At 64.1% G+C, this 20948-nt stretch carries 14 protein-coding genes and 1 tRNA gene; 5 read left to right on the top strand and 10 right to left on the bottom strand.

Annotation, left to right across the window (positions count from 1 at the left end):
- From QZZ60_RS05280 to QZZ60_RS05305, 6 genes are all read right to left on the bottom strand, one after another.
- A partial coding sequence (locus QZZ60_RS05280) for a Mur ligase family protein (RefSeq protein ID WP_295638862.1) occupies positions 1-1088 on the bottom strand: 1088 nt, incomplete at its 3' end.
- Positions 1088-2602 (bottom strand): UDP-N-acetylmuramoyl-L-alanyl-D-glutamate--2,6-diaminopimelate ligase, encoded by a 1515-nt coding sequence (locus QZZ60_RS05285; protein ID WP_295638823.1) that lies wholly within the window; start codon positions 2600-2602, stop codon positions 1088-1090. The genes QZZ60_RS05280 and QZZ60_RS05285, both read right to left, overlap by 1 nt.
- Positions 2603-2606: 4 nt before the next feature.
- Positions 2607-4661 carry a penicillin-binding protein gene (locus QZZ60_RS05290; RefSeq protein WP_295638826.1) on the bottom strand — a complete coding sequence of 685 codons (2055 nt, stop codon included), beginning with the start codon at positions 4659-4661 and terminating at the stop codon, positions 2607-2609.
- Positions 4662-4781: 120 nt separating this feature from the next.
- On the bottom strand, positions 4782-5087 hold the full coding sequence (locus QZZ60_RS05295) for a hypothetical protein (RefSeq protein ID WP_295638829.1): 306 nt from the start codon (positions 5085-5087) through the stop codon (positions 4782-4784).
- Positions 5084-6112, bottom strand: a complete 1029-nt coding sequence (gene rsmH / locus QZZ60_RS05300) for a 16S rRNA (cytosine(1402)-N(4))-methyltransferase RsmH (protein ID WP_295638833.1) — start codon at positions 6110-6112, stop codon at positions 5084-5086. The genes QZZ60_RS05295 and rsmH overlap by 4 nt, the downstream gene beginning before the upstream one ends.
- 15 nt (positions 6113-6127) lie before the next feature.
- Positions 6128-6622, bottom strand: a complete 495-nt coding sequence (locus QZZ60_RS05305) for a division/cell wall cluster transcriptional repressor MraZ (protein ID WP_295638836.1) — start codon at positions 6620-6622, stop codon at positions 6128-6130.
- Positions 6623-6956: 334 nt separating this feature from the next.
- Between QZZ60_RS05305 and pyk the strand changes: the two genes are divergently transcribed.
- Both pyk and QZZ60_RS05315 read left to right on the top strand, forming a co-directional pair.
- A complete protein-coding gene (gene pyk, locus QZZ60_RS05310) occupies positions 6957-8378 on the top strand; it encodes a pyruvate kinase (protein ID WP_295638839.1) in 1422 nt (473 codons plus the stop codon).
- A 638-nt stretch (positions 8379-9016) separates the two neighbouring features.
- Positions 9017-11800 carry a dynamin family protein gene (locus QZZ60_RS05315; RefSeq protein ID WP_295638841.1) on the top strand — a complete coding sequence of 928 codons (2784 nt, stop codon included), beginning with the start codon at positions 9017-9019 and terminating at the stop codon, positions 11798-11800.
- 182 nt (positions 11801-11982) lie between these two features.
- On the opposite strand, the gene QZZ60_RS05320 is transcribed toward QZZ60_RS05315, so the two are convergent.
- Together QZZ60_RS05320 and QZZ60_RS05325 are read right to left on the bottom strand one after the other, a co-directional pair.
- Positions 11983-12270, bottom strand: a complete 288-nt coding sequence (locus QZZ60_RS05320; protein ID WP_295638844.1) for a hypothetical protein — start codon at positions 12268-12270, stop codon at positions 11983-11985.
- A gap of 191 nt (positions 12271-12461) precedes the next feature.
- Positions 12462-13652, bottom strand: a complete 1191-nt coding sequence (locus QZZ60_RS05325) for an ATP-binding protein (RefSeq protein ID WP_295638846.1) — start codon at positions 13650-13652, stop codon at positions 12462-12464.
- A 386-nt stretch (positions 13653-14038) separates the two neighbouring features.
- Here QZZ60_RS05325 and QZZ60_RS05330 point away from each other — a divergent pair, with 386 nt between their 5' ends.
- On the top strand, positions 14039-15022 hold the full coding sequence (locus QZZ60_RS05330) for a D-2-hydroxyacid dehydrogenase (RefSeq protein ID WP_295638849.1): 984 nt from the start codon (positions 14039-14041) through the stop codon (positions 15020-15022).
- Positions 15023-15319: 297 nt separating this feature from the next.
- Here the strand turns inward: QZZ60_RS05330 and QZZ60_RS05335 are convergent, their stop codons facing one another.
- The gene (locus tag QZZ60_RS05335) at positions 15320-15673 is read right to left on the bottom strand and encodes a hypothetical protein (protein WP_295638853.1); all 354 of its coding nucleotides are present in this window, start codon (positions 15671-15673) and stop codon (positions 15320-15322) included.
- A 44-nt stretch (positions 15674-15717) separates the two neighbouring features.
- Positions 15718-17769: a cytochrome c biogenesis protein CcdA gene (locus tag QZZ60_RS05340; RefSeq protein WP_295638857.1), complete on the bottom strand. Its 2052-nt coding sequence runs from the start codon at positions 17767-17769 to the stop codon at positions 15718-15720.
- A 97-nt stretch (positions 17770-17866) separates the two neighbouring features.
- Here QZZ60_RS05340 and QZZ60_RS05345 point away from each other — a divergent pair.
- Both QZZ60_RS05345 and QZZ60_RS05350 read left to right on the top strand, forming a co-directional pair.
- Positions 17867-17942: transfer RNA gene (locus QZZ60_RS05345), tRNA-Lys, on the top strand.
- 335 nt (positions 17943-18277) lie between these two features.
- Positions 18278-20948 (top strand): FAD-binding and (Fe-S)-binding domain-containing protein (locus QZZ60_RS05350; RefSeq protein ID WP_295638860.1); only part of this gene is annotated, 2671 nt, incomplete at its 3' end.

Below are 20948 nucleotides of genomic sequence, written 5' to 3' on the forward strand. Positions count from 1 at the left end.
CCCATGGCGCCCATGACGCAGACGAACGTTCTGTCCCTCGCAAGCTCGGCGGCTGCCTCGATCATGCGCGCGGCGGAAAGCGGATTGGCGTTGTAGGTGTCGTCTATGACGATCCAGTCGGCAAGGTCGTGCCGGGCAAAGCGCTGGGCGGGGAAGGGCGCGCTTTCCACCCCCTGTCGTATTTCCTCGCACGAGAGGCCGGACAGACGGGCCGCGGCCGCCGCGGCGATGATGTTTTCCGCGGCGTAGGGGCCGGAAAGGGCGCAGGAGACGTCGAGCTCCTCGCCGTCAAGCCAGAGACGGTAGTTCCCCCGGCCGTTTTCGTCAAGTCCGAGGTAGCCCGCGCGGTAGGGCACGGAACGTCCCTGCGTGGAGAAGAACACCGCGTCGGGCCGGACCGCGCGCGCCTCGCGCACGAGATCCTCGTAATCCGCGCTCACGAGCGCCTGTCCGCCCTTCCTCACGTGGGCGAGAAGGCGCGACTTGTAGTAGGCCGTGCCCCGGCCGCCGAGACCGAGCGCGTGCCCCGGACCCACGTTGAGAATGACCGCAAGGTCGGGCTCCATGACGGGGCCGAGCTCGTCCATGTCGTTCGGGTGGCTTATGCCCGCCTCCATGACCCAGAATTCTTCGTCGCCGTCCGCCGCCATCATGGAAATGGGCATGCCTATCTGCGAGTTCAGGTTCATGCGGTTCTTCGCCGTCTTGCCGTGCATGGAAAGAACGTGCGCGAGAAGTTCCTTGGTGGTGGTCTTGCCGGCCGTGCCCGTGATGCCCGTCACCAGGCCTCCAAAGCGTTCGCGCCAGGCGTGGCCCAGTCGGCCGAGCGCCTTCACCGTATCGTCCACGACGAGCACGGGCGCGACGTTCTCCCCGTCGAAGGGATCGTGTTCGGCAAGCACGGCCGCGGCTCCGGCCTGAACCGCGGCACGGGCGAAGTCGTGCCCGTCCGCGCGCTCACCGACGATGGCCGCGAAAAGGTCTCCGGCCCCGGCTTCACGGTTGTCGGAAACCGCGCCGCGCAGCGTTACGTCGGCGGCGTTCAGCACCTTGGCATGGGCGGCCCTTGCGGCCTCCTCCAGCGTCATCAGCACGAGACAAGCTCCTTGAGTATTTCCTGATCACTGAAGTGATGCTTCACCGTTCCAATGATCTGATAGTTTTCATGTCCCTTGCCCGCCACGAGCAGGGCATCGCCGGGCTTGAGCAGGCTGACCGCAAGCTCGAGCGCCTTTCTGCGGTCGCTTTCGCGGTGCACTTCCTTCGCGCCCTCAAGTCCGGGCATGATGTCGTCGATGATGCGTTCAGGATCTTCCGTGCGCGGATTGTCGGACGTGACGATGGCAATGTCGGAAAGCTCCGCCACGGCCCTGCCCATGGGCGCGCGCTTGGTGCGGTCCCTGTCGCCGCCGCAGCCGAACACCGTGATGATGCGGGAGAACTTCGCGTGGGCGAGAGTCTTGAGCACGTTGGAAAGGGCGTCCGGCGTGTGGGCGTAGTCCACGAAGATGCCCGTGCCCGCGCCGGGAAGCCAGGGCTTGTCCGCGCCGGGCACCGGAATGCGTTCGAGACGGCCGGGCACCCCCATGAATCCTTCAAGGCAGGAAAGGTCTTCCACGGAAAATCCCATGGAAAGCGCAATGCCGCACACCGTGGAAAGATTGCTTGCGTTGTGCAGGCCTATGAGGGGGCTGTGCATTTCCCAGTCCGTGCGTTCCTCCCGGTTCTTCTGCCAGTAGAAGTGCAGCGAAAGACCCTCGGTGTCGGCCCGGCGCACGTCGGCCAGAAGGAAGGGACGCCCGGCAAGGGGCGTGCGCAGGCCCGTGCCGAGAGCCTGCGGAAATTCCTCAAGCAGGCGATGGCCGTAGGGATCGTCGTTGTTGATGACCATGGCCTTGTTCTTCTTCGGCGCGTCGGCAAAGAGCGCGCGCTTGGCCTGAAAGTAGTTTTCCATGGTCTTGTGGTAGTCCAGATGATCCTGGGTGAGATTGGTGAAGGCCGTGGCGCTGAAGCTTATGCCCGCAATGCGCTTCTGATCGATGGAGTGGGACGACACTTCCATGATGGCGGCCTTCGCGCCGGCCTCGCGCATGGCCGCAAGAGAGCGGTGCAGGGTGAGGCAGTCCGGCGTGGTGAGGGGCGCGGGCTCCTCATGGCCGGGCCAGCGGTAGCTTATGGTGCCCATGACGCCCACCGGTATGCCCTTTGAGCGGTACAGATGTTCCAGAAGATAGGCGCACGTGGTCTTGCCGTTGGTGCCCGTGACCGCGATGACGGGAATGTCGAGGTTCTCCGTGCCGAAGCGCGCGGCCGCAAGAGCGCCGAGCTGCGCGCGCACGTCGGGCACGAGAAGCCAGGCGTGCTGCCTGTCGCCGCGCAGATTGAGCTTCATCCTTTCCACGGTGCGGGCGGAGGCCACGACCGCCCATGCCCCTCTCTCCAGCGCCATGCGGATGTGACTTGCGGTTTTGCTGCGTTCTCCGGGAACGGCGGGGGGAAGGGCCACGAAGACGTCGCCTTCGGCGACGAGGCGGGAATCGGTCTGAACGTTGCGGAGTTTCTTGCGAAGTTCGTCGCAGAGCTGGGCAGAGGTTATGCGCATGGGCTTACTCCTTTGAAGGGGGTGTCTCCGCTTCGGAAAAGGGCGGGGTGTCGGTGAGCCAGACGGTACAGGTGCTGTCGTCGGTAATGCGGCTTCCCGGGGGAGGACTCTGCCGGAGCACGAAGGTTCCGCTGCCCTGCATGGTGGGAATGATGCCGCGGGCCACGCAGGTTTCTATGGTCTTGCGCAGGGTGAGCCCCCTGAGGTTGGGCATGAGGGTGTTGTCGGCCATGACCTTGCCCGCCATCTTCTGGGCGCGCTCGCGCTCCTTCTTCGCCTTTTCGGCGCGGTACTTGGCAAGGTTGGCAAGATAGATGGCGTCCTTCTTGCGCTGCGCCTTCTGGGCGGGCGTGAGCTTCTCTTCCTGCGCCTGTTCGGCCATGGCGAAGGTCACGTCGGGCAGATAGCCGTTGTAGGCCAGCGTGCGCGAGGCCACCTTCTGGAACACGGGCGCGGCGATGGCGCCGCCGTAGCCCGTGGTGGTGGGCTCGTCGAGCATGACGTAGATGACGTAGCGCGGATTGTCCGCGGGAACGATGCCGCCGAAGGAGGCGAGACGCTTGCGGCTGTAGCCCTTGCCGGAATGGTCGGCCTTCTGGGCCGTGCCGGTCTTGCCCGCCACGCGTATGCCGGGAATGCGCGCACGCGTGCCCGTGCCGTTGCCGTCCACGGTTTCCTCCATCATCTTGAGCACGGTGCGCGTGGTCTTTTTGGAAAAGATGCGCTGTCCCGCCGCAGAGGTGGTGTTCTGTCCGGGCTCGTCCATCACCAGGCTGAGCGGCCGGAACTCGCCGCCGTCGGCAAGAATGGTGTAGGCCTGAAGCATCTGTATGCCGGTGACGGAAAGGCTCTGGCCGAAGGACGTGGACATGAGGTCGAGCTCGCTCCAGTCGCGAGGGGCGCGCAGAATGCCGCGGCTCTCGTGTATGCCTATGCCCGTGCGCTGGCCGAAGCCCAGCCTGTCGAGATAGGAATGGAACTTCTGCGCGCCGAGCATGAGGCCTATCTTGGCCATGCCGATGTTGCTCGAACGGGAGATGATTTCCGTGGCCGTGAGCTCGCCGTAGGCGTGCGTGTCGTCGCGTATGGGCGCGTAGCGGGTGCGCCACACGCCGTTTTCGCAGAATATCTTGGTGCTCGGCGTGACGAGCTTCTCTTCCAGCGCCGCGGCCATGAGTATGGGCTTGAAGGTCGAGCCGGGCTCGAGGCTGTCGCCCGCAAGGCGGTTGCGGTAGATGTCGGAACTCGCCTCGCGGTAGTTGTTGGGATTGAAGAAGGGATACTGCGCCCAGGCCAGAATTTCGCCCGTGGCCACCTCGGACACCAGCACGCCGCCCCAGCGCGCCCCCGAGGAGCGCACGGCGTCGGCAAGCACGTCTTCGGCAATGAACTGCACCTGCACGTCGATGGTGAGCGTGATGTCCTCGCCGCGCTGATCCGCGGGATCCCGCTTTTCGTTCAGAATCTGTTCGGCCGCGTTTCTCGACACGCGGCTCTTCACGCTCGTGCCGCGCAGTCTGTCGTCATAGGCCAGTTCCACGCCTTCAAGACCGTGGCTGTCCACGCCGACGAAGCCGAGGAGCTGTCCGGCCAGATGCCGGTAGGGATACACGCGCTCGAATTCGCGGGAGAGGCCTATGCCGGGAATGCCTTCCTTCTGGATGGCCGTGGCGGTGGCGTCGTCCACCTTGCGCTCAAGCCAGATGAAGGCCTTGTTTTTGCGGAACACGGCCGCAAGGTCGGATTCGCTTCGGTGCAGAAGCGGAGCAAGACGCTTGGCCGCATCATTGATGTCCTCCATGACGCGGGGATTCGCGTACACGGACTGGCAGGCCACGCTGCGGGCAAGCACGCGGCCGTTCCTGTCGAGAATGTTGCCGCGCGCTCCCTCGATGACCTCGGTGTAGGTGTGCTGACGCTCGGCCATGTCGCTGTACACCGGGCCGAGCAGCACCTGCACCTCGAAGGCGCGGAACCACAGAAGCAGCCAGCACACCACGAAGATGACGGCCGCATAGTGAAAGCGCTGCCCGATGAGCCAGTTCCACCGCGCGCGCAAGCGCGAGAACAGCCCTTTGCCTTGGGAGGCGGAGGGCTGATTCTGGGCTATGCGACGATTGAGACGCCGTCTTCCCGTGAGACGGGAAGACGAGGAGGAAGAACTGTTCGGGCGCATTCGCTAGTCTTTGCTGGAAGGTTTGAGGCGGCGTATCTGGCCGGGATCGGCCATGCTCATGCCGAGCTGTTCGGCGGTCTTGCCGAGAACGTAGGGAGAAAGAAGGCTGTCGCGTTCCACTTCAAGCTTGGCCACGTGGGCGCGCGCGGACTCGGTCTGGCGCTGCATCTTCTGAATGGTGTAGGCGGTGTCGCTGCGGTCTATGCTCAGCCAGGTGAGGGCGACGCCCATGATCAGGCTGAACAGAATCGAGACGATCAGCATGAGGAACCAGCCTCCGGAACCGAGCGTGGCGGTGTGCGAATTCATGACAGCTCCTTTTCAAACGGCGGCAGCTTCTCCACGACGCGAAGCTTTGCGCTGCCGGCTCTCGGGTTCATGACGATTTCGTCCCTCCCCGGGACGATGGGTTTTCTGGTCAGGAGCGAGACCTCCGCATGATGGCCGCACACGCAGCGCGGCAGGTGCGGCGGGCAGAGGCAGTCGGTGCTCCACTGCCTGAACCGCTGCTTGACGATGCGGTCTTCCAGAGAGTGGAACGTGATGATGGCCAGTCTTCCGCCCGTGGAAAGACGGGGAAGAATGGCGTCGAGGAAACGTTCGAGCTGTCCCAGTTCGTCGTTGACGACCATGCGTATGGCCTGAAAGGTGCGCGTGGCCGGATGGTTGCGCGCTTCGCTGCGCCATTTGGCGGGATAGGCATGCCACACGATCTGTGCAAGCTGCCCCGTGGTTTCTATGGGAGCCTTCTGCCGCGCCTCGACGATGGCGCGGGCTATGCGCGGCGCCTGCGGATCTTCGCCGTAGGTCTCTATGATGCGCCGGAGCGTGTGCACGTCGGCCATGTTCACCACGGTGCGGGCCGACTGCGTCCAGGGTTCCCGTCCGGCCGCGGAAAGACTGCCCATGTCCATGCGCATGTCGAGCGGCGCGTCGCCGTGCAGGGAAAAGCCGCGTTCGGTCACGTCGAGCTGAAGCGAGGACACGCCTATGTCGAGCAGCGCGCCGTCCACGCTCTCCCAGCCGAGAGCGTCCAGCGCGTCGGCAAAGGAGGCGTATTCCAGCGCAAAGAGGCGGCAGTTCTCGCCGTAGGGAGCAAGACGCTCCGCCGCGCGGGAAAGCGCCTGCGGATCCCTGTCGAGCCCGCAGAGAAAGGCCTTGCCCTCCGCCCGTTCCATGAGCGCCGAGGAGTGTCCGGCCAGGCCGAGCGTGCCGTCGAGATAGCGGCCGCCGGGATGCGGCGCGAGAGCGTCCAGCACTTCATTGAGAAGCACGGACACGTGACGGGCGTTCTTTGCGGTGACGGAATCGTGTTGCGGCGTGTGACGGACCATGGCGGAAAGGGCGGGCTAAAGGGAAAAGTCTATGCCGCTTGCGGCGAGCTCTTCGGTGACGCCTTCCAGATTTTCGGACGCCATGGAGGCACGCAGAGCGGCGGGGTTCCAGATTTCAAAGCGGTCCACGAGACCGAGCAGGGTGGCTTCCCTCTCGAGACCTGCGTAGGCCCGGTGATCGGCGGAAAGCAGAATGCGGCCGTGGGCGTCGGGCGTGTGCGTTTCCGCGCCACCTATGACCAGACGACGGAAGGCGCGCACCTTCGGCGACGGATTGGGGATGCGCATGAACTTTTCTTCCAGCTCCACCCAGTCTTCCCACGAGAAGGCCACGAGGCATCCGTCGTAGGTGGTGAGCACGAACGTTCCCGCCGCAGGCGCAGACGACGAGGCTCCGCCGGCAGCCGCGCGCCCCGATCCCCGCAGGGCCATGGCGTCGCGGAATTCCGGCGGAAGCATCAGGCGGCCTTTCGTATCGAGACTGCGCGGGTATCTGCCTCGGAAAAACATGCTTGTTCCACTTTCTGCCACTTTTTCCCACTTTTTGCCCATAAAACGAAAACTGTCAAGGCTAAAAGCAGGAATGCCCGTGACAACGTGTGAAAATAACTCGGAAAATCAGAAGTGTTACAGGAATGTTCCGTTTTTTCCCCGGTCGGCGCGTCCCCCCGGCGCGGCAGGGAAAAAACGGAACTCGGCAGGAGAGTGACCTGCGCTCTCGACTTTTTTCGGAAAAAAGGGCAGAATGCCCGCACAGCGACGGGCGTGAGGGGAAAAGCGGGTTTTCTTCCCCGCAGGCTGAGTCCGTCGTACGTGTTCTTTTTTAAGGAAAGGAAATCATCTCATGCGTACCAAGATTGTTGCCACCATAGGCCCCGCCAGCTGCGACCGGGAAAAGCTCGCCCAGCTCGCCGAAGCGGGCGTTTCCGTCTTTCGTCTCAATTTTTCCCACGGCGATCCCGACTTCTTCCGCGAAGTGGTCAGGAACATCCGTGAAATCGAAAAGGAATGCGGCCGTCCGCTGACCATCATGCAGGATCTGCCCGGACCCAAGATCCGCATAGGCGTCCTGCCCGAAGGCCGCATCGAGCTGCGCCGCGGCGACAAGCTCACTCTCGGCCGCGAACGCCGTGAAAAGGAAGAGCTCCCCTTCATTCCCTTCGACCATCCCCGCATTCTTGCCGCTCTTGTGCCCGGCGACACCCTCGTGCTCGCCGACGGCGGCCTGCGCTTCCGCATCGAGGAAAAGGTGGAGGATGAGCGCTTCATCATGACCGCCCAGGAAAGCGGCGCCATTTCCTCCCGCAAGGGGCTGGCTCTGCCCGGAAAGTCTCTGGCCCTTCCCGCCATCACCGATCAGGACCGCGAAAAGCTGGCTCTCGGCATGGAACTCGGCGTGGACGCCGTGGCCATCTCCTTCGTGCAGACCGTGGAGGACGTGCACCAGATCAAGGCGCTGCTCCATTCCTACGGCCGTGACGACATCCCCGTGGTGGCCAAGCTGGAACGTCAGAACGCCGCCGTGGAGAACCTCGACGAAATCGTGGCCGCCACCGACATCATCATGGTGGCCCGCGGCGACCTCGGCGTGGAATGCCCCATGCCCGAGCTGCCCGCCCTGCAGAAGCACATCATCCACACCTGCAACCGCGCGGGCAAGCCCGTCATCGTGGCCACGCAGATGCTCCTTTCCATGGTCAACACTCCCGTGCCCACCCGCGCCGAAGTGACCGACGTGGCCAACGCCGTGCTCGACGGTGCCGACTGCGTCATGCTTTCCGACGAGACCGCCGCGGGCAGCTATCCCATCGAGGCCGTGCGCTACATGCGCAAGATCACCGATGAGGCCGAAAAGTACCTGCTCGCCACCCGTCGTCTCGAACCTCCCAAGGACGAGAAGGACACTTCCCGCTTCCTCGCCTACACGGCCTGCCTGCTCGCCAGAACCGAGAACGCCTGCGCCATCGTGGCTCATTCCGTGACCGGCGGCGCGGCCCGCATGCTCGCCGAATGCCGTCCCGCTCAGACCATCTATGCGCTGACCTCCAACTCCGTGGTGGAACACGCCCTCAACTTCGTGTGGGGCGTGCAGCCGTACTTCATTCCCGTGAGCGACAGCAGCATTTCCCATCTGCGCCGCGTGCAGAACTTCATCGCCACGAGCAGCAAGTTCCCCATGGGGCAGGACGTGGTCATCACCGCGGGCGAATACGCTCCCGGCGAACAGAAGCGCCGCACCAACCTCGTGAAGATCTACCACAAGTAAGAAAAGACGCGGGCGCGAAGCCCGCACAGGCGCGGAAGTCCCGTCCGGGGCTTTCCGCCTGCCGACAGGGGCCCGGCCCGTTCAGCGCGGAACGTTTTCCGCATGGACGGACCGGGCCTTTGTTTTTTTGCAAAAGGCGGGAGCCGGGCGAAAGAGCGCGGGGACGTGGCGGCTCAGGCCGGGGGGCGTGCCGAAGCGTACGCCGGAGAGAAAGCGTCGGAAGCAGCGGAGCGCGGGAGTCGGAGAGAAAGCGTCGCAGGGAGAGGTGCGGCGCATGGAGAGCGCCGGGAGTGCTGCAGAGAGGGGCGGGCACGGCCTGGCATCATGGAATCCTGCCGGCTCTGGCGGAAGGGCGGTTTCAGCGCCTGACGGAGAGCAGAAGACGCCATGCCCGGGAGAGAACGCTTCGAAGCGTCCCGGGCATGGCGATGCTGCGGCAAAAAAGACGCCGCCCGTCCCTGTAAGGACGAGGTAAGAAAGAAGGCGGATGTTTGGTGTCGATCGCGGGCGGAAGACGCGGGCGGGAGAACGGCAGATCCGAAGAGAAGCCGTGCGGACGCTTGCCATGTTGCCTTCTGCGCTGCTACCATGGAAAAACCTCCCGCAAGGGCCCCTGAAGATTTTGAAGGCGGATGCCTATGGAAAAGACGTTAGATGAAAAACAGGCCGTGACGGCCTCATGCATCATGCCGGAGCTCCCCGACGCCGGAATGCCGGAGCTTTCGTCGGAAGATCGGCTCATCGTGCTTCTGGCCTCGGCCGCGCAGGAGGGAGGGCGTCTTTCTCCGGAATCCTGGAAGCTGGCGACGGACGCTTTCATCACCGTGTTTTCACCGGAGACGGAGAATCTTTCGGAAGCGGCGCGCAGAGAGGAGGAGCATCGCTTTTTCGAGCTTCAGACGCGCTTTCACGCAGCGCTTCTGAAGGACCCTCTTTCGCCCGAACAGCTTGAGGCCGACCGCCGTCTTTCCGAAGATCTCGCCGCCCTTTCCCCGGAGAGATGCGAGGCTCTCGTGGCGGCCGTGCAGCGGCTTTCTCCCGCCTTTGCGGCGGTGCTGTGCCGAGCGCTGTCGGAAGACGTGGCGGGCCGTCGCCGCGTCATGGAAAGCCTGGGCCGCACCGTGCGTCTTCTGCCGGGCGTGGCTGCGTGGGAGAGCCTGTTCGGCGACGAGAACGGGGAGAAGGATGCGCACGGCGTCGTCATGGAAGGCGGCGTGGCCCAGCGCAGACCGCAGCCGAAGCCCTTGCTTTCCCCGGCGCTCAGGCGGCAGCTGGCAACGCTTTCGACCATGCTTTCCGAGGCGGGGGCGGCGTGCACCGGCGTGGCGAGCTCTGCGGCCAGTTCCGCGGCCAGCCAGTACGAGGGGGCGGCGCGCTATCTGCGCGAGCTCAACGTGCAGCGCATGTTTTCCCTGTTTTCTCCCGCCCGCAGGGACATGGTCATCGCGCCGGGCTTCGAGGATGCCGCAAAGCGTGCCGAGGCCCTTGAAATGGCGGTGCTTGAGAACGGCGACATGGAAACGGCCCGGGCGCTGGGGGACTTTCGTCATCTCATGGCAGAGCAGCCCTTCACCATGGTGGTCGTGGGCGAGGGCAAGCGCGGCAAGAGTTCGCTCGTCAACGCGCTGCTCGGCGGAGAGTATTCTCCCGTGCGCGAGTCCGTGCCGGAAACCGCGGCCGTGGCGCGCTTTTGCTGGGGCAGGGAATTTTCAGGGCGCGTGCGTTTTCTTTCCGGGGAGGAATGCGCCCGTCTGGTGGAATGCTTCGGCGGGCGCGACGACAGGGAAGAGCTCTGCGAAAGGCTGGAAGTGCTCAGGCGGCAGCTTCCGCCGCGGGACGACGAGGTTTTGAGTTCTCCCGGTCAGCTTCGGGAATTTCTTTCCGCGCATGAGAAGGGCAGCTTCTTTGCCTCCCGGGTGGAGGCGCATCTCCCCTCCGACACGCTCAAGCACGGCCTTGTGCTGGTGGACACGCCCGGGCTCAACGCCACCGATCCCGTGCAGAACTATCTGGCCTTTGAGGAATGCCTTGCCGCGGACTGCCTGCTCTTCGTCATGGACGCGCGCCGTCCGGAATCTTCGTCGGAGCAGGAGCTTCTGCGGCAGCTTGCGCGTTCCGGCAGGGCGGCGGCCGTCATCGGCGTGGTGACGGGCGCGGACAGGCTGAACGAGCAGAAAAGCCGCAAAAGCGCCATGGAGAGGGCGCGCCTTCTCATGGACACGGCTTCCTCCTGCGGCATGAAGGTGCTCGGCCTTCTGGAGGTGAACGCGCGCGAGGCCATGCAGCAGCGCTGTTCCCGGCCTCGTCGAAGCGGCGGACAGGATTTTCAGAAGCTCTGCGCGCTGGTGGAGCGGGCCGCCGCCGAAAAGAACGCCGGAGCGGAGGAGCATGAAGCGCGTCTGCGCAGCCGCGGCGCGCAGATCGTGGAAGACGTGCGGAAGGCCGCGGAGGCCTTTCGCGCGCGGGAGCTCGGCCGCCTGCCGGACGAGCGCCATGAAAAGATTTTAGGCGCGCACGTGGCAAGGCTGGAAGAGGCCATGAACAACTGTTCCTCGCAGGCATGGTCCGTGGTGAACGCGGCATCCGTGGACATGGAGGCCTGGCGCAAGGAGCAGGAACGGGCGCTCGACGGCTGGCAGGAAAACATCGTTCTGCGCATCATGGATGCGGCGAACAGGCATGCCGATGCTCTGGGCTACACCGGAATGTTCCGTCAGAAGAACTGGAAGAAGTTCGACGAGGAGGAAGTGCCCCGCATCGCGCGCGAGTCGCTGGAAGAGCTGCTTGCCGGGCGGCGCGACGTGCAGAGGGACTGGAACGAGAAGCTGCGTCAGTTCGGGGAAAGGATGCGGGAAATATCCGTGCTCTGTCTCGACGCCGTTTCCGTGGACGATGAGGAATTGCGTTCCATGGGCGACGTGCCCTTCGGCCGGGAACGCTGGCTCGTGAACGCAAACTCCGTCATGAAGAAGGTGGGGCTCGTGGCCGTGGGACTTGCCCTGCGCAGGGGCGGCGGCGTGGGGCTCGGCATCGTGCTCGGCAACATGGGCTGGTGGGCCGTTCTGCCCGTGGCCGTGGTGGGAAGCGTGGTGTGGACGCTCATGAAGCTCGGCAGCCCGTCGCGCTGCCGCCGCATCTTCATGGAGCGCAAGGAGGAGGCCGTGCGCCGCTGGGTGACCGGTCAGCGCGGGCGCCTTGAGGAGCTGCTCACGCAGAATCTCGACGATCTTACCTCGGCATACGGCAGGGCCGTGAGCGAGGGATTCGTGCCGGCTCTCGCCGTGCTGGCCGAAGAGACCGCAGCCATGCGTGCCTACCTCGACGTGCTCAAAAAAATGCGCGCAGGCGTGCAGACGCGCACAAAGGAGACCCTGCGCCTTGCCGCTGACATGGAAAGGGCGCTTGCGCTGCCGCAGAGCTGAGAACGAAACGGGACCTCGAAACGCGCTTCTGCGGAGCCGTTGCCTCGTGCGGACAGAAGGATCACGGGGGAGCGGGCCTGCGCCGCGTTCCGGCACAGAGTCCTCGGACGGCCGCGGTCGGAGCCGGGGACGGCCGGAACGGTAGCCTCGGCCGCCCCGCATGACCGAAGTTTTTCCGCGTGCTATTTTTTCTTCATGGAGTCGTAGGCCTTCACGGATTTCTCCTTGACCCACTCGTAGCCTTCGATGGTCTTGTCCCTTGTCCACTCGTAGCCGGACACCACGCCGTCCTTCACGTCGCGGCCGAGCTCTCTGGCCTTGTCTGCCGTGTCGTTGGTGCTCTGGCTGGTGGTGCGGCTGGAGACTTCCCGTCCCTGGGCGTCGTAGGTGACTTCGCTCGTGGTGGTGCTGGTGCTGCAGGCGGCAAGCAGAAGGGCGGTCAGACAGAGAAGGGGGAGGTTTCGTTTCATGGCTGTCCTCTTGGCCTGGGCCCCGGGGAAGGGGCTGTTCTTGCTGAAAAAGGCGGCGCTGCCGCAGAAGACGGAACGCCGTGGACTGCGGAGCGTCCGCCGATTCATGGAACATGGGGCGGAAAAGGCCGGAGAAGGGCGTTCCCCGGCCGTGCGTTCGGAAAAGGGGGCGGGTGAGCCCCTCATGCCGTCTACTTGATGCCGGCCTTGGTCAGCTCGATGAACTGCTTGGCCACGCGGGGGCTGCGGCCGCCGCTGCGGGTGGCATGGGCCTCGGCGCGGATGTCGAGCTGTTCCTCGGGCATGTCGATGCCGTACTGGGCCGCGAGCTTGTGCACGATGTCGAGATAGCGGTCCTTGTCGGGCCGGAAGAACGTCACGGTAAGGCCGAAGCGTGCGGACAGGGACATGAGTTCCTGCCTCGTGTCGCCTTCGTGCAGGTCGCTGCCCGAGCGGTCGTCCCAGCTCTCCTTGATGAGATGGCGGCGATTGCTCGTGGCGTACACCACGAAGTTTTCGCTGTGCCCGTTCACGCTTCCTTCAAGTATGGCTTTAAGGGCGGCGAAGTCGTTGTCGTTGCTGCTGAAGCTGAGGTCGTCGATGAACAGAATGAACTTGAGCGGATTGCGGGAAAGAGCCTCGGTGATGTCGGGAATCTGGTAGAGCTGATTCTTCTTCACTTCCACAAGACGCAGGCCCTTGTCGCAGTAGGCGTTGACGATGGCCTTCACGGTGCTGCTCTTGCCTGTGCCCGCGTCGCCGTAGAGCAGCACGTTGTTGGCGGGCTTGCCCGCAAGCAGGGCCTCGGTGTTGGCGATGACCTTGGAGCGTTCCTGCTCGTAGCCGGGAAGCTGATCGAGCGTCTGCGGGTCGGGATGGCGCACGGGCACGAGGTGGCCGTCCTTCACCGTGAACATGCGGTACTTGGCGAAAATGCCGTAGCCTTTCTGATGGATGGTGGCTATGCGTTCATGGTAGGCGGAGGCAAAGTCGAGCGCGCTGTTCTTCCAGCTCGGCAGAAAGCCCTGGAAGCTGAGGGACTCGCGGATGGTGCGGCCGTCGAAGGAGCCGAGCTTCTGGAGAAAGTCGAGCTCATGGGAAAGGCATTCGGAAAGGAAGGGAGACACGGGCCTGCTGCCGCAGCTCTGCAGCATGTAGATGTTCTCGTCTTCCATGATGAGGTTCAGCAGATAGGCGCTCAGATCGTCGCTGCGGGCGAAAAGCGCGGCGGCGAAGTCGCAGTAGGCGTCGACGCAGGCGGCGGTGTCGGAGGAGTCGGCGTCGAGCAGCTTCTGGAGCCGGGAAATGACGGGATCGGAAAGGATGTTGCGGAAAATGACGAGGCTGCGCAGCTGCATGCTGGTAAGAGTCAGGGATTTCATGGGACGGTCACCTTCAAAAAATTTTTCGGCAAGTATAGGGCAGGCGGGAGCGGGGCGCAAGTACGCGTATCCTGCGTTTTTTCGCATCGTTCCGTTTTTTTGCGCCGGGCTCGGCGGCGAAGGGCCGTGCAGCGGACTCGGCGGGGTTCTCCTCCGCGGGAGGCTGCCCGGATTTTCGCACGGCAACGGAGAATGAGCGGGCGGAGGAGAAGAGGCGGGAGAAAGGCGTCATGTTCACGGGAGTACTTGCGCGGTCTCCTTTGCTGTGGCACAAGCAGAAGAGAGGTCCGCAGGACGTCGACGACGGCGTTCTTGACGCTTTTGCCGGAAACGTTTCCGGCAGCACGGGCGGACGGAAGATTCAAACGCAACAGGAAGGAGTCGTCATGAAGATAGTGGTGCTTGACGGGTATACCCTGAGGGCGGGCACGGAGAGCCCGTGGCCTGCTTCCGGCGCGGCGGACGAATGGGTCTGCTACGACCGCACGCCTGCGGACAAGGTGCTGGAGCGTGCGGCCGGGGCTGACGTCCTGGTGGTGAACAAGACGGTAATGGATGCCGCGCTCATGGACGCGCTGCCTTCTCTTCGCTGCATTGCCGTAACCGCGGCAGGCACCAACGTCATTGATTCCGAGGCGGCCGGCGCGCGGGGCATCGTGGTGTGCAACACTCCCGCCTACGGCACCGACGCCGTGGCGCAGCACGTGTTTGCCCTGATTCTGGAGCTGTGCCGCCACACGGCGCTGCATGACGAGAGCGTGCGCCGGGGCGACTGGACCCGCTGCGAGGACTTCTGCTACGCGCTCACGCCGCAGGTGGAGCTTACGGGAAAGACGCTGGGCATTTTCGGCTTCGGCAATCTCGGCAGAAGAGTGGCCGAAATAGGCCACGCCTTCGGCATGAAGGTCGTGGCCTGCGCGCACAGGCCCGTGCCTGCGCCGGATTATGCGCCCTTCGCCTTCGTGTCGCGCGAGGAGCTTTTCCGCGAGTCGGACGTGCTTTCCCTGCACTGCCCGCTCACCGAGGAGACGCGCGGCCTCGTGTGCCGTGAAACGCTTGCGCTCATGAAGCGGGGAGCCTTCATCATCAACACCTCGCGCGGCCCGGTGGTGCGCGGAAAAGACGTGGCCGAGGCGCTGCGCGAAGGCAGGCTCGGCGGATTCGGCGCGGACGTCTTGGAGTGCGAGCCGCCGGCCATGGATGATCCGCTTCTTTCCGCGCCGCATTCGCTCATCACTCCGCACATCGCCTGGATGACCGACGGGGCGAGGCGCAACATCGTGTCCATCACGCTGGAGAACATCCGCCGCTTCCGCGAGGGGAACCCGCAGAATGTGGTGAACAGGGCGTTTTTGAAGGATCGTCGCTGACTTTCCGGCAGAATGCGCTTCATGCGCCTTTCCTGCACGTCGAAGAGCGTCCTTTCGGGGGCTCTTCGTTGGGGCAGGTCGGGCTCCGGCGGCAGGCGAAGCCCGCCGGAAGAGGAGAGTCCGTTCGGAAAGAGAGCCGGACGGACTTTTTTGCGCCCCGCGCACGGAGCCGTGCTTCGGGATGCAGGGACCTCCTTGAGGGGCAGGGCGTTTTTCTGCGTCATGTCTGGAAGGCAGGAACGAAGAACGGCCGGGAGAGGTTCTCCCGGCCGTTCCGTGAAGGCTTCAGGTGGCGTCTTACGCCTTTTCGTCGTCATCCTCGTCGAGCACGGCGTCGGTGACGAAGTCGAAGGCGATGCGTTCGATGGGCGCTTCAGGCTCGAAGGCGAACATTTCGGCAAGGAAGTTTTCGGAAATTTCCCTGTTCTGGGCCTTCGCTTCCACGATGAGCGCATTCATGCGGTCGGTGTAGGCGCGGATGAGGCGGAACACCTCGGCCACCACGGGGCTTTCGGAGGTGGGTTCGTTTTCTTCTCCGCCGCCGCAGCTGGAGTGTTCCTCTTCCACGGAGTCGTCGTAGGCGTCGAGGGCGGCGTTGATTTCCAGTTCGGAAAGGGTGGCGAATTCAGGAAGCGTCTTGACTGTGTTCATGAAAAACCTGTGTTCTTTGGTTGCGGAAAAGGGGCGTGAGCCGTCTATTCCTTGGGTTCGCTGAGAAGTTTCACGGGGTTGAGCATTTCCACCATGCGCTTGTGCGGGATTTTGGCCTGGCGCAGCGCAAGATGGAGGTCTGTTGTGGTGTAGATGTCCCGCAGGATGACGGGCCGCGAGGCCCCGTCGCCTTCCGGGAAAATGGCCAGAAGCGGGATGCTCGCGCTGTTGAGCGCCTTGAGCAGCTCCTGATGGGAGGCGTTTTTGAAGGTCATGTCCACCTTGACGGCCGTAAGCGAGTACTGGTCGAGCACGGGCAGGAGGTTGGGCGCGGCAAGGGTGGTGCGTTCAAGCACCTTGCAGGTCGGGCACCAGTCGGCGGTGAATTCCACGATCATGGCCTTTTTGCCCATGTTGGCCCGGAATTCCTCTTCGGAGAATTCCACCCACGGCACTATTTCCTTCTGCGCGGGCAGAAAGGCCCAGAAGCCGGAAAGGAAGATGGCGCCGAAGGCGAAGGCTCCGAGGAACATCCGCCTCGTGATGGAACCGCGCAGGCTTCCCCATCGGCCCCATATCCATGCCGTGGTGGCGGCCACGAGCAGGGTGATGAGGGTCTTCACGTGCAGGGCGGGCGGCAGCAGGGAGAAAAGATAGATGGCCGTGCCCATGAGCAGAAAGCCGAGCACGCGCTCCATGACGCTGAGCCACGAGCCGGGCCTCGGCAGAAAGCGTATGAGCCGCGGAAAACAGGCCAGGATCACATAGGGCGTGGCCATGCCCACGCCCGTGGCCGCAAATATGGTCATGAGCACGGGCAGAGGCTTGGTGATGCCCCAGGCCAGCACGCCCCCGAGCAGAGGGCCGCTGCACGGCGTGGCGAGCAGCGTGGTGAACATGCCGGTGCTGAACGCCTGCATTCTCGGCGAGGAACTGTGATGACTCTGCAGGTCGAGCACCGGCAGATGGAACACGTCGAACATGGAAAGGCCCATGCAGAACACGATGAGCAGCATGAGGAAGATGACCTCGCTGCTTTGGAAGAGCTGTCCCCACAATATGCCGGTGACGCCGGAAATGACGGCCAGAATGGCGAACCACGCCACGATGCCCGCGGCAAAGAACAGCGTGTGCTCGCGTATGCTGCGCCGCCTTTTTTCAAAGTCCTCCTCCGCGTCGAGCAGCATGGAGAACTTCATGGTGAGCACGGGCAGCACGCAGGGCATGAAGTTGAGGATGAGACCTGCAAGCAGGCCGAGCCCCACCGCACGGAACCAGCCGTCTATCTGAAAGCTGCCTTCCAGATTCTGAGGCGTGAAATCGTATCCGCGGGGGCTGGGCGCGGACGACGGCACGGGCACCGACGTGGGTTCGGGACGAACCGGCGCAAGGCTGCGTTCGCTCTGACGCTTGAACACCGACGTGGGGGCGGAGGGAAGAAGATTGGCGTGACGCAGGGAGCTTGTGTCTTCTTCCGGCATTTCCGCCACCGGAGGCACTTCCGGCGGCACCGAGTTTTCGCCGCAGCAGGCCTTGCTTGCGAGAAAGTCGTTGAACCACGGCTGTCCGGCGGCATTGGGAAGTTCCGGCGGCGCGGTGGGCAGCAGAATGCGCGTGTGCACGGGCTGACAGTGCTGATCGGAACAGGCCAGCAGGGAAATGTCCAGCGTCACGGCGCGGGGTTCGCTTTCCCGGAACACGAGAAAGACCGGCGCCGCATCGAAAAGCTGGCGGCTTTTTCCCCCGCCGGCCAGCGACACTTCGTTGCCGGCGGTGTAGTGTACCTGCACCTTGCTCTCGGGAAGAGGCTCTCCGTCCGCGAGCACCGTCACGGTGAGGGGTATGCCTTCGTCGCCCGCTTCGTGGGCATAGGTGTGATACCCTGCGGAAGGCAGAAGCCACAGCACCGCCATGGACGTGTTCTTGTCCACGGGAGGCAGAAGCTGTCGTCCGTCCACGGCGGACAGCTTGGCCCATTCGGTGAGAAAGCGGTAGGGCGGCTCGCCGGCCGCGCGGGCAGAGTCCCCGTTTAAAAGGAAGGGGAGCGCGGACACGAGAACCCAGACGAGACAAAAAATTCGCAGCAGCCTTTTCATGAAAAGGCACGCTAAACTTTTTTGCAGAAAAAGGCAAAATTTTTCTTGACGAATGGAGGCCTCAGGGCTATGACTCTTCTTGCGCTTCAAATGCACTGGGTCACTAGCTCAATTGGTAGAGCAGTTGACTCTTAATCAATTGGTTCGGAGTTCGAGTCTCCGGTGACCCACCAGTGGCAGAACGGCCCCTTGCACGCAATGCAGGGGGCTTTTTTGTATCCTGGCTTCGCGTGCTCCGCGACCGCGAAAAGGCTTCCGGGCGGCTCTGCCCGGGAGGATGGCCGCGCACGGCCTTCTTTTGAACGGCGCCCAGGCCGCTTTCCGGCCGCGTGCCGCAGCTGTGCGCAGGGATGTTCCGGCGCGGGATGGTGTGAAGCGCGGGCCGCATGGCCGGACTTTTGTGACGCTTCCTTTTGCGGACGTGCCCCGGCCCGGCGGGCGGCTTGTGGCAGAGGAGCGCCTTCGGGCGCGTCTTTCCGGCAAAAGGAAAGCAGAGCAAGAGGTTTTCATGCAGAGTCAGGTTTTCTTGAATCAGGTGCGGGAGTTCCTGCCCTGGTCGCAGACGCACACCGGGGCGGCGGCAAGAATTTTTTCCGTCGATGCCGGCCCCTTTGAACCCCGCGCGTTTGCCGTCGTCGACATCACGTCCCTCGAGGAGCTCGAAAAGCTCCTTTCCTGTGCCGCTTCCTGCGGCGTTTCCCTCACGTTCCGGGGCTCCGGAACCTCCCTCAGCGGACAGAGCGTGGCCGAAGACGTGGCCGTGCGCTTCCGCGGCCCGGCATGGCACGGCATCGACGTGCTCGACGGCGGACTGCTCGTCCGCGCCCGCTGCGGCGTGACGGGCGGAGAAATCAACGCCGCGCTCGCGCCTTACGGGCGCTTCATCTCTTCTGATCCCTCCTCCATAGCCTCCGCCACCATAGGCGGCATGACGGCCAACAACGCCGCCGGACTCGGCTGCACCGTGGCGAACAACATCTGGCATTCTCTTGAAGCCATGGAATTCGTGCTTGCCGACGGCACCAGAGTGAACACCGCCGACGCGGGGAACGTGCAGCGCTTCCGAAGCTCGCACGCCGCGCTTCTTGACGGCCTTTCCTCCCTGCGGGAGAGGCTCCTTGCCTCCCCTGCGGACGCGGAAAAGGTGCGGCGCAAGTTCAAAATACGCAATACCTGCGGCTATGCGCTGAACGCCTTCACGGACTTTGAAGACCCGCTCGACATTCTCGTGCACCTTCTCGTGGGCTCGGAAGGCACGCTCGGCTTCATTTATTCGGTCACCCTGCGTACCATGCCCGTGCTGCCCTGCCGGGGCACGGCCATGCTGCTCTTCTCCTCCATGGACGACGCCATGGCCGCCGTGCTCGACATCCGCGCCTGCCGAGGTCTGTACGCCGGTGAGTTTCTGGACGACATTTCTCTTCGCGGTCTTGCGGAACTTCCGGGATTTCCTCAGGAATTTCGCCCCTCGGGCGAAAGTTCCGACAACTGCGCCCTGCTTGTGGAAACAAGGGCAGCCGATGAGACCGCGCTTGCCGCCGCCATGGCGGAACTTGAAGCTCTGCTTGAAGTTCATCACCCCCGGGCGAAGCTCGGCTTCGTGACCTCCGCCGAGGAGTGCGAAAGGCTCTGGAACATACGCCGCGCCCTGTTTCCCGCCATGGCGGGCACGCGTCTGCCTTCCGAATACGCCTACGTGGAAGACTACTGCGTGCCCATCGAACGGCTGCCCGAGGCCAGTCACGGTCTTGTGGCCATTCTTCAGGAGCTCGGTGTTCACCGCTGCGGCGTGAACGGCCATGCCCTGCACGGCAATCTGCACTGCACCGTGCCGCTCAGACTTTCCGAGGCCTCGGAAGTGGAGCGGCTCGGCGCGTTCATCGAGCGCGCGGCCGCGCTCATTCTTTCGCTCGACGGCTCGCTCAAGGCCGAACACGGCACCGGGCGCGCCGTGGCCTCCTTCGTGCGCAGAGAGTGGGGCGACGCGCTCTACGGCGTGATGCGCGAGGCGAAGCGTCTGCTCGATCCGGCGGGCATCCTGAACCGGGGCTGTCTTCTGAACGACGGCGCGCGCTGCCATCTCGAGGGCCTCAAGTTCGTGGGCGCCGTGGGGCAGGGCGTCGATCTGTGCGTGGACTGCGGCTTCTGCGAGGCCGTGTGTCCGTCTGCCCGCACGAGCTTCAGCCCGCGGCAGCGCATTTACGCCCTGCGCGCCATCGCCGCTCTTGAGCAGGCAGGGGATGAAGAACGCGTCGCGGAATGGAAGGAGTTCTTCCGCACCATGGGCCTTGCGCTCTGCGCCACGGACGGGCTGTGCTCCACGCGCTGTCCCCTCGGCATAGACGTGGCCGGCTTCATGCGTCATCTGAGGCACGAGCAGCTTACGGACAGGGAGAAAAAGGCCGCTTCCTTCGTGGCCGGGCACATCGCGCCCGTGTCGCGCGCCATGTCCCTGGGCCTTGACGCGGCGCACGCGACCCACAGAATCCTCGGACACGCGCTTGCGCAGAAGACCGGAGCCCTTTCAAAAAAGCTCACGGGCATGACGGTGCCCGATCTCGTGGAGGTGGGGCTCACGGGCTCTTCGGCCGTGCCCGCGCCCCGCGCAAAGAGCGCGGAAAAGGTGGTGTACTTTCCTTCCTGCGCCGTGCGCAGCATGGGCTATGCCGGAGATTCCGGCCGCAGCGTGGAACCGCTCATGGACGTGGCCCTGCGTCTTCTGGAAAAGGCGGGCTACGAGGCCGTCATTCCCCGCCATGTGGAAAGGCTCTGCTGCGGCAAGGCCTTTGAAACCAAGGGCATGAAGGAGCAGGCCGACGAGTGCGCCGCCTCCCTTGACGCGGCGCTTCTGGAAGCCTCGGAAAACGGCCGCTGGCCCGTCATGTGCGACACGAGCCCCTGTCTTGCGAGGATGAGAAAGACGCTCGATGCCCGGCTGTCTTTGTACGAGCCTGTGGAGTTCACCCTGCGCTTTCTGGCGGACAGACTCCGCTTCCGGCAGAAGTACGGCCGCATAGCCGTGCACGCCACCTGCTCCACGCGAAGCATGGGCCTTGCGGATTCCCTGCTTGCCGTGGCGCGCCTGTGCTCGCGCGAAGTGGTGCTTCCCGAGGGCATTTACTGCTGCGGCTTTGCCGGAGACAAGGCGTGGGTGGAGGAGGTCTCCGGTTTCGGCGGAG

Source organism: uncultured Mailhella sp. (assembly GCF_905187505.1).
Taxonomy (GTDB): Bacteria; Desulfobacterota; Desulfovibrionia; order Desulfovibrionales; family Desulfovibrionaceae; genus Mailhella.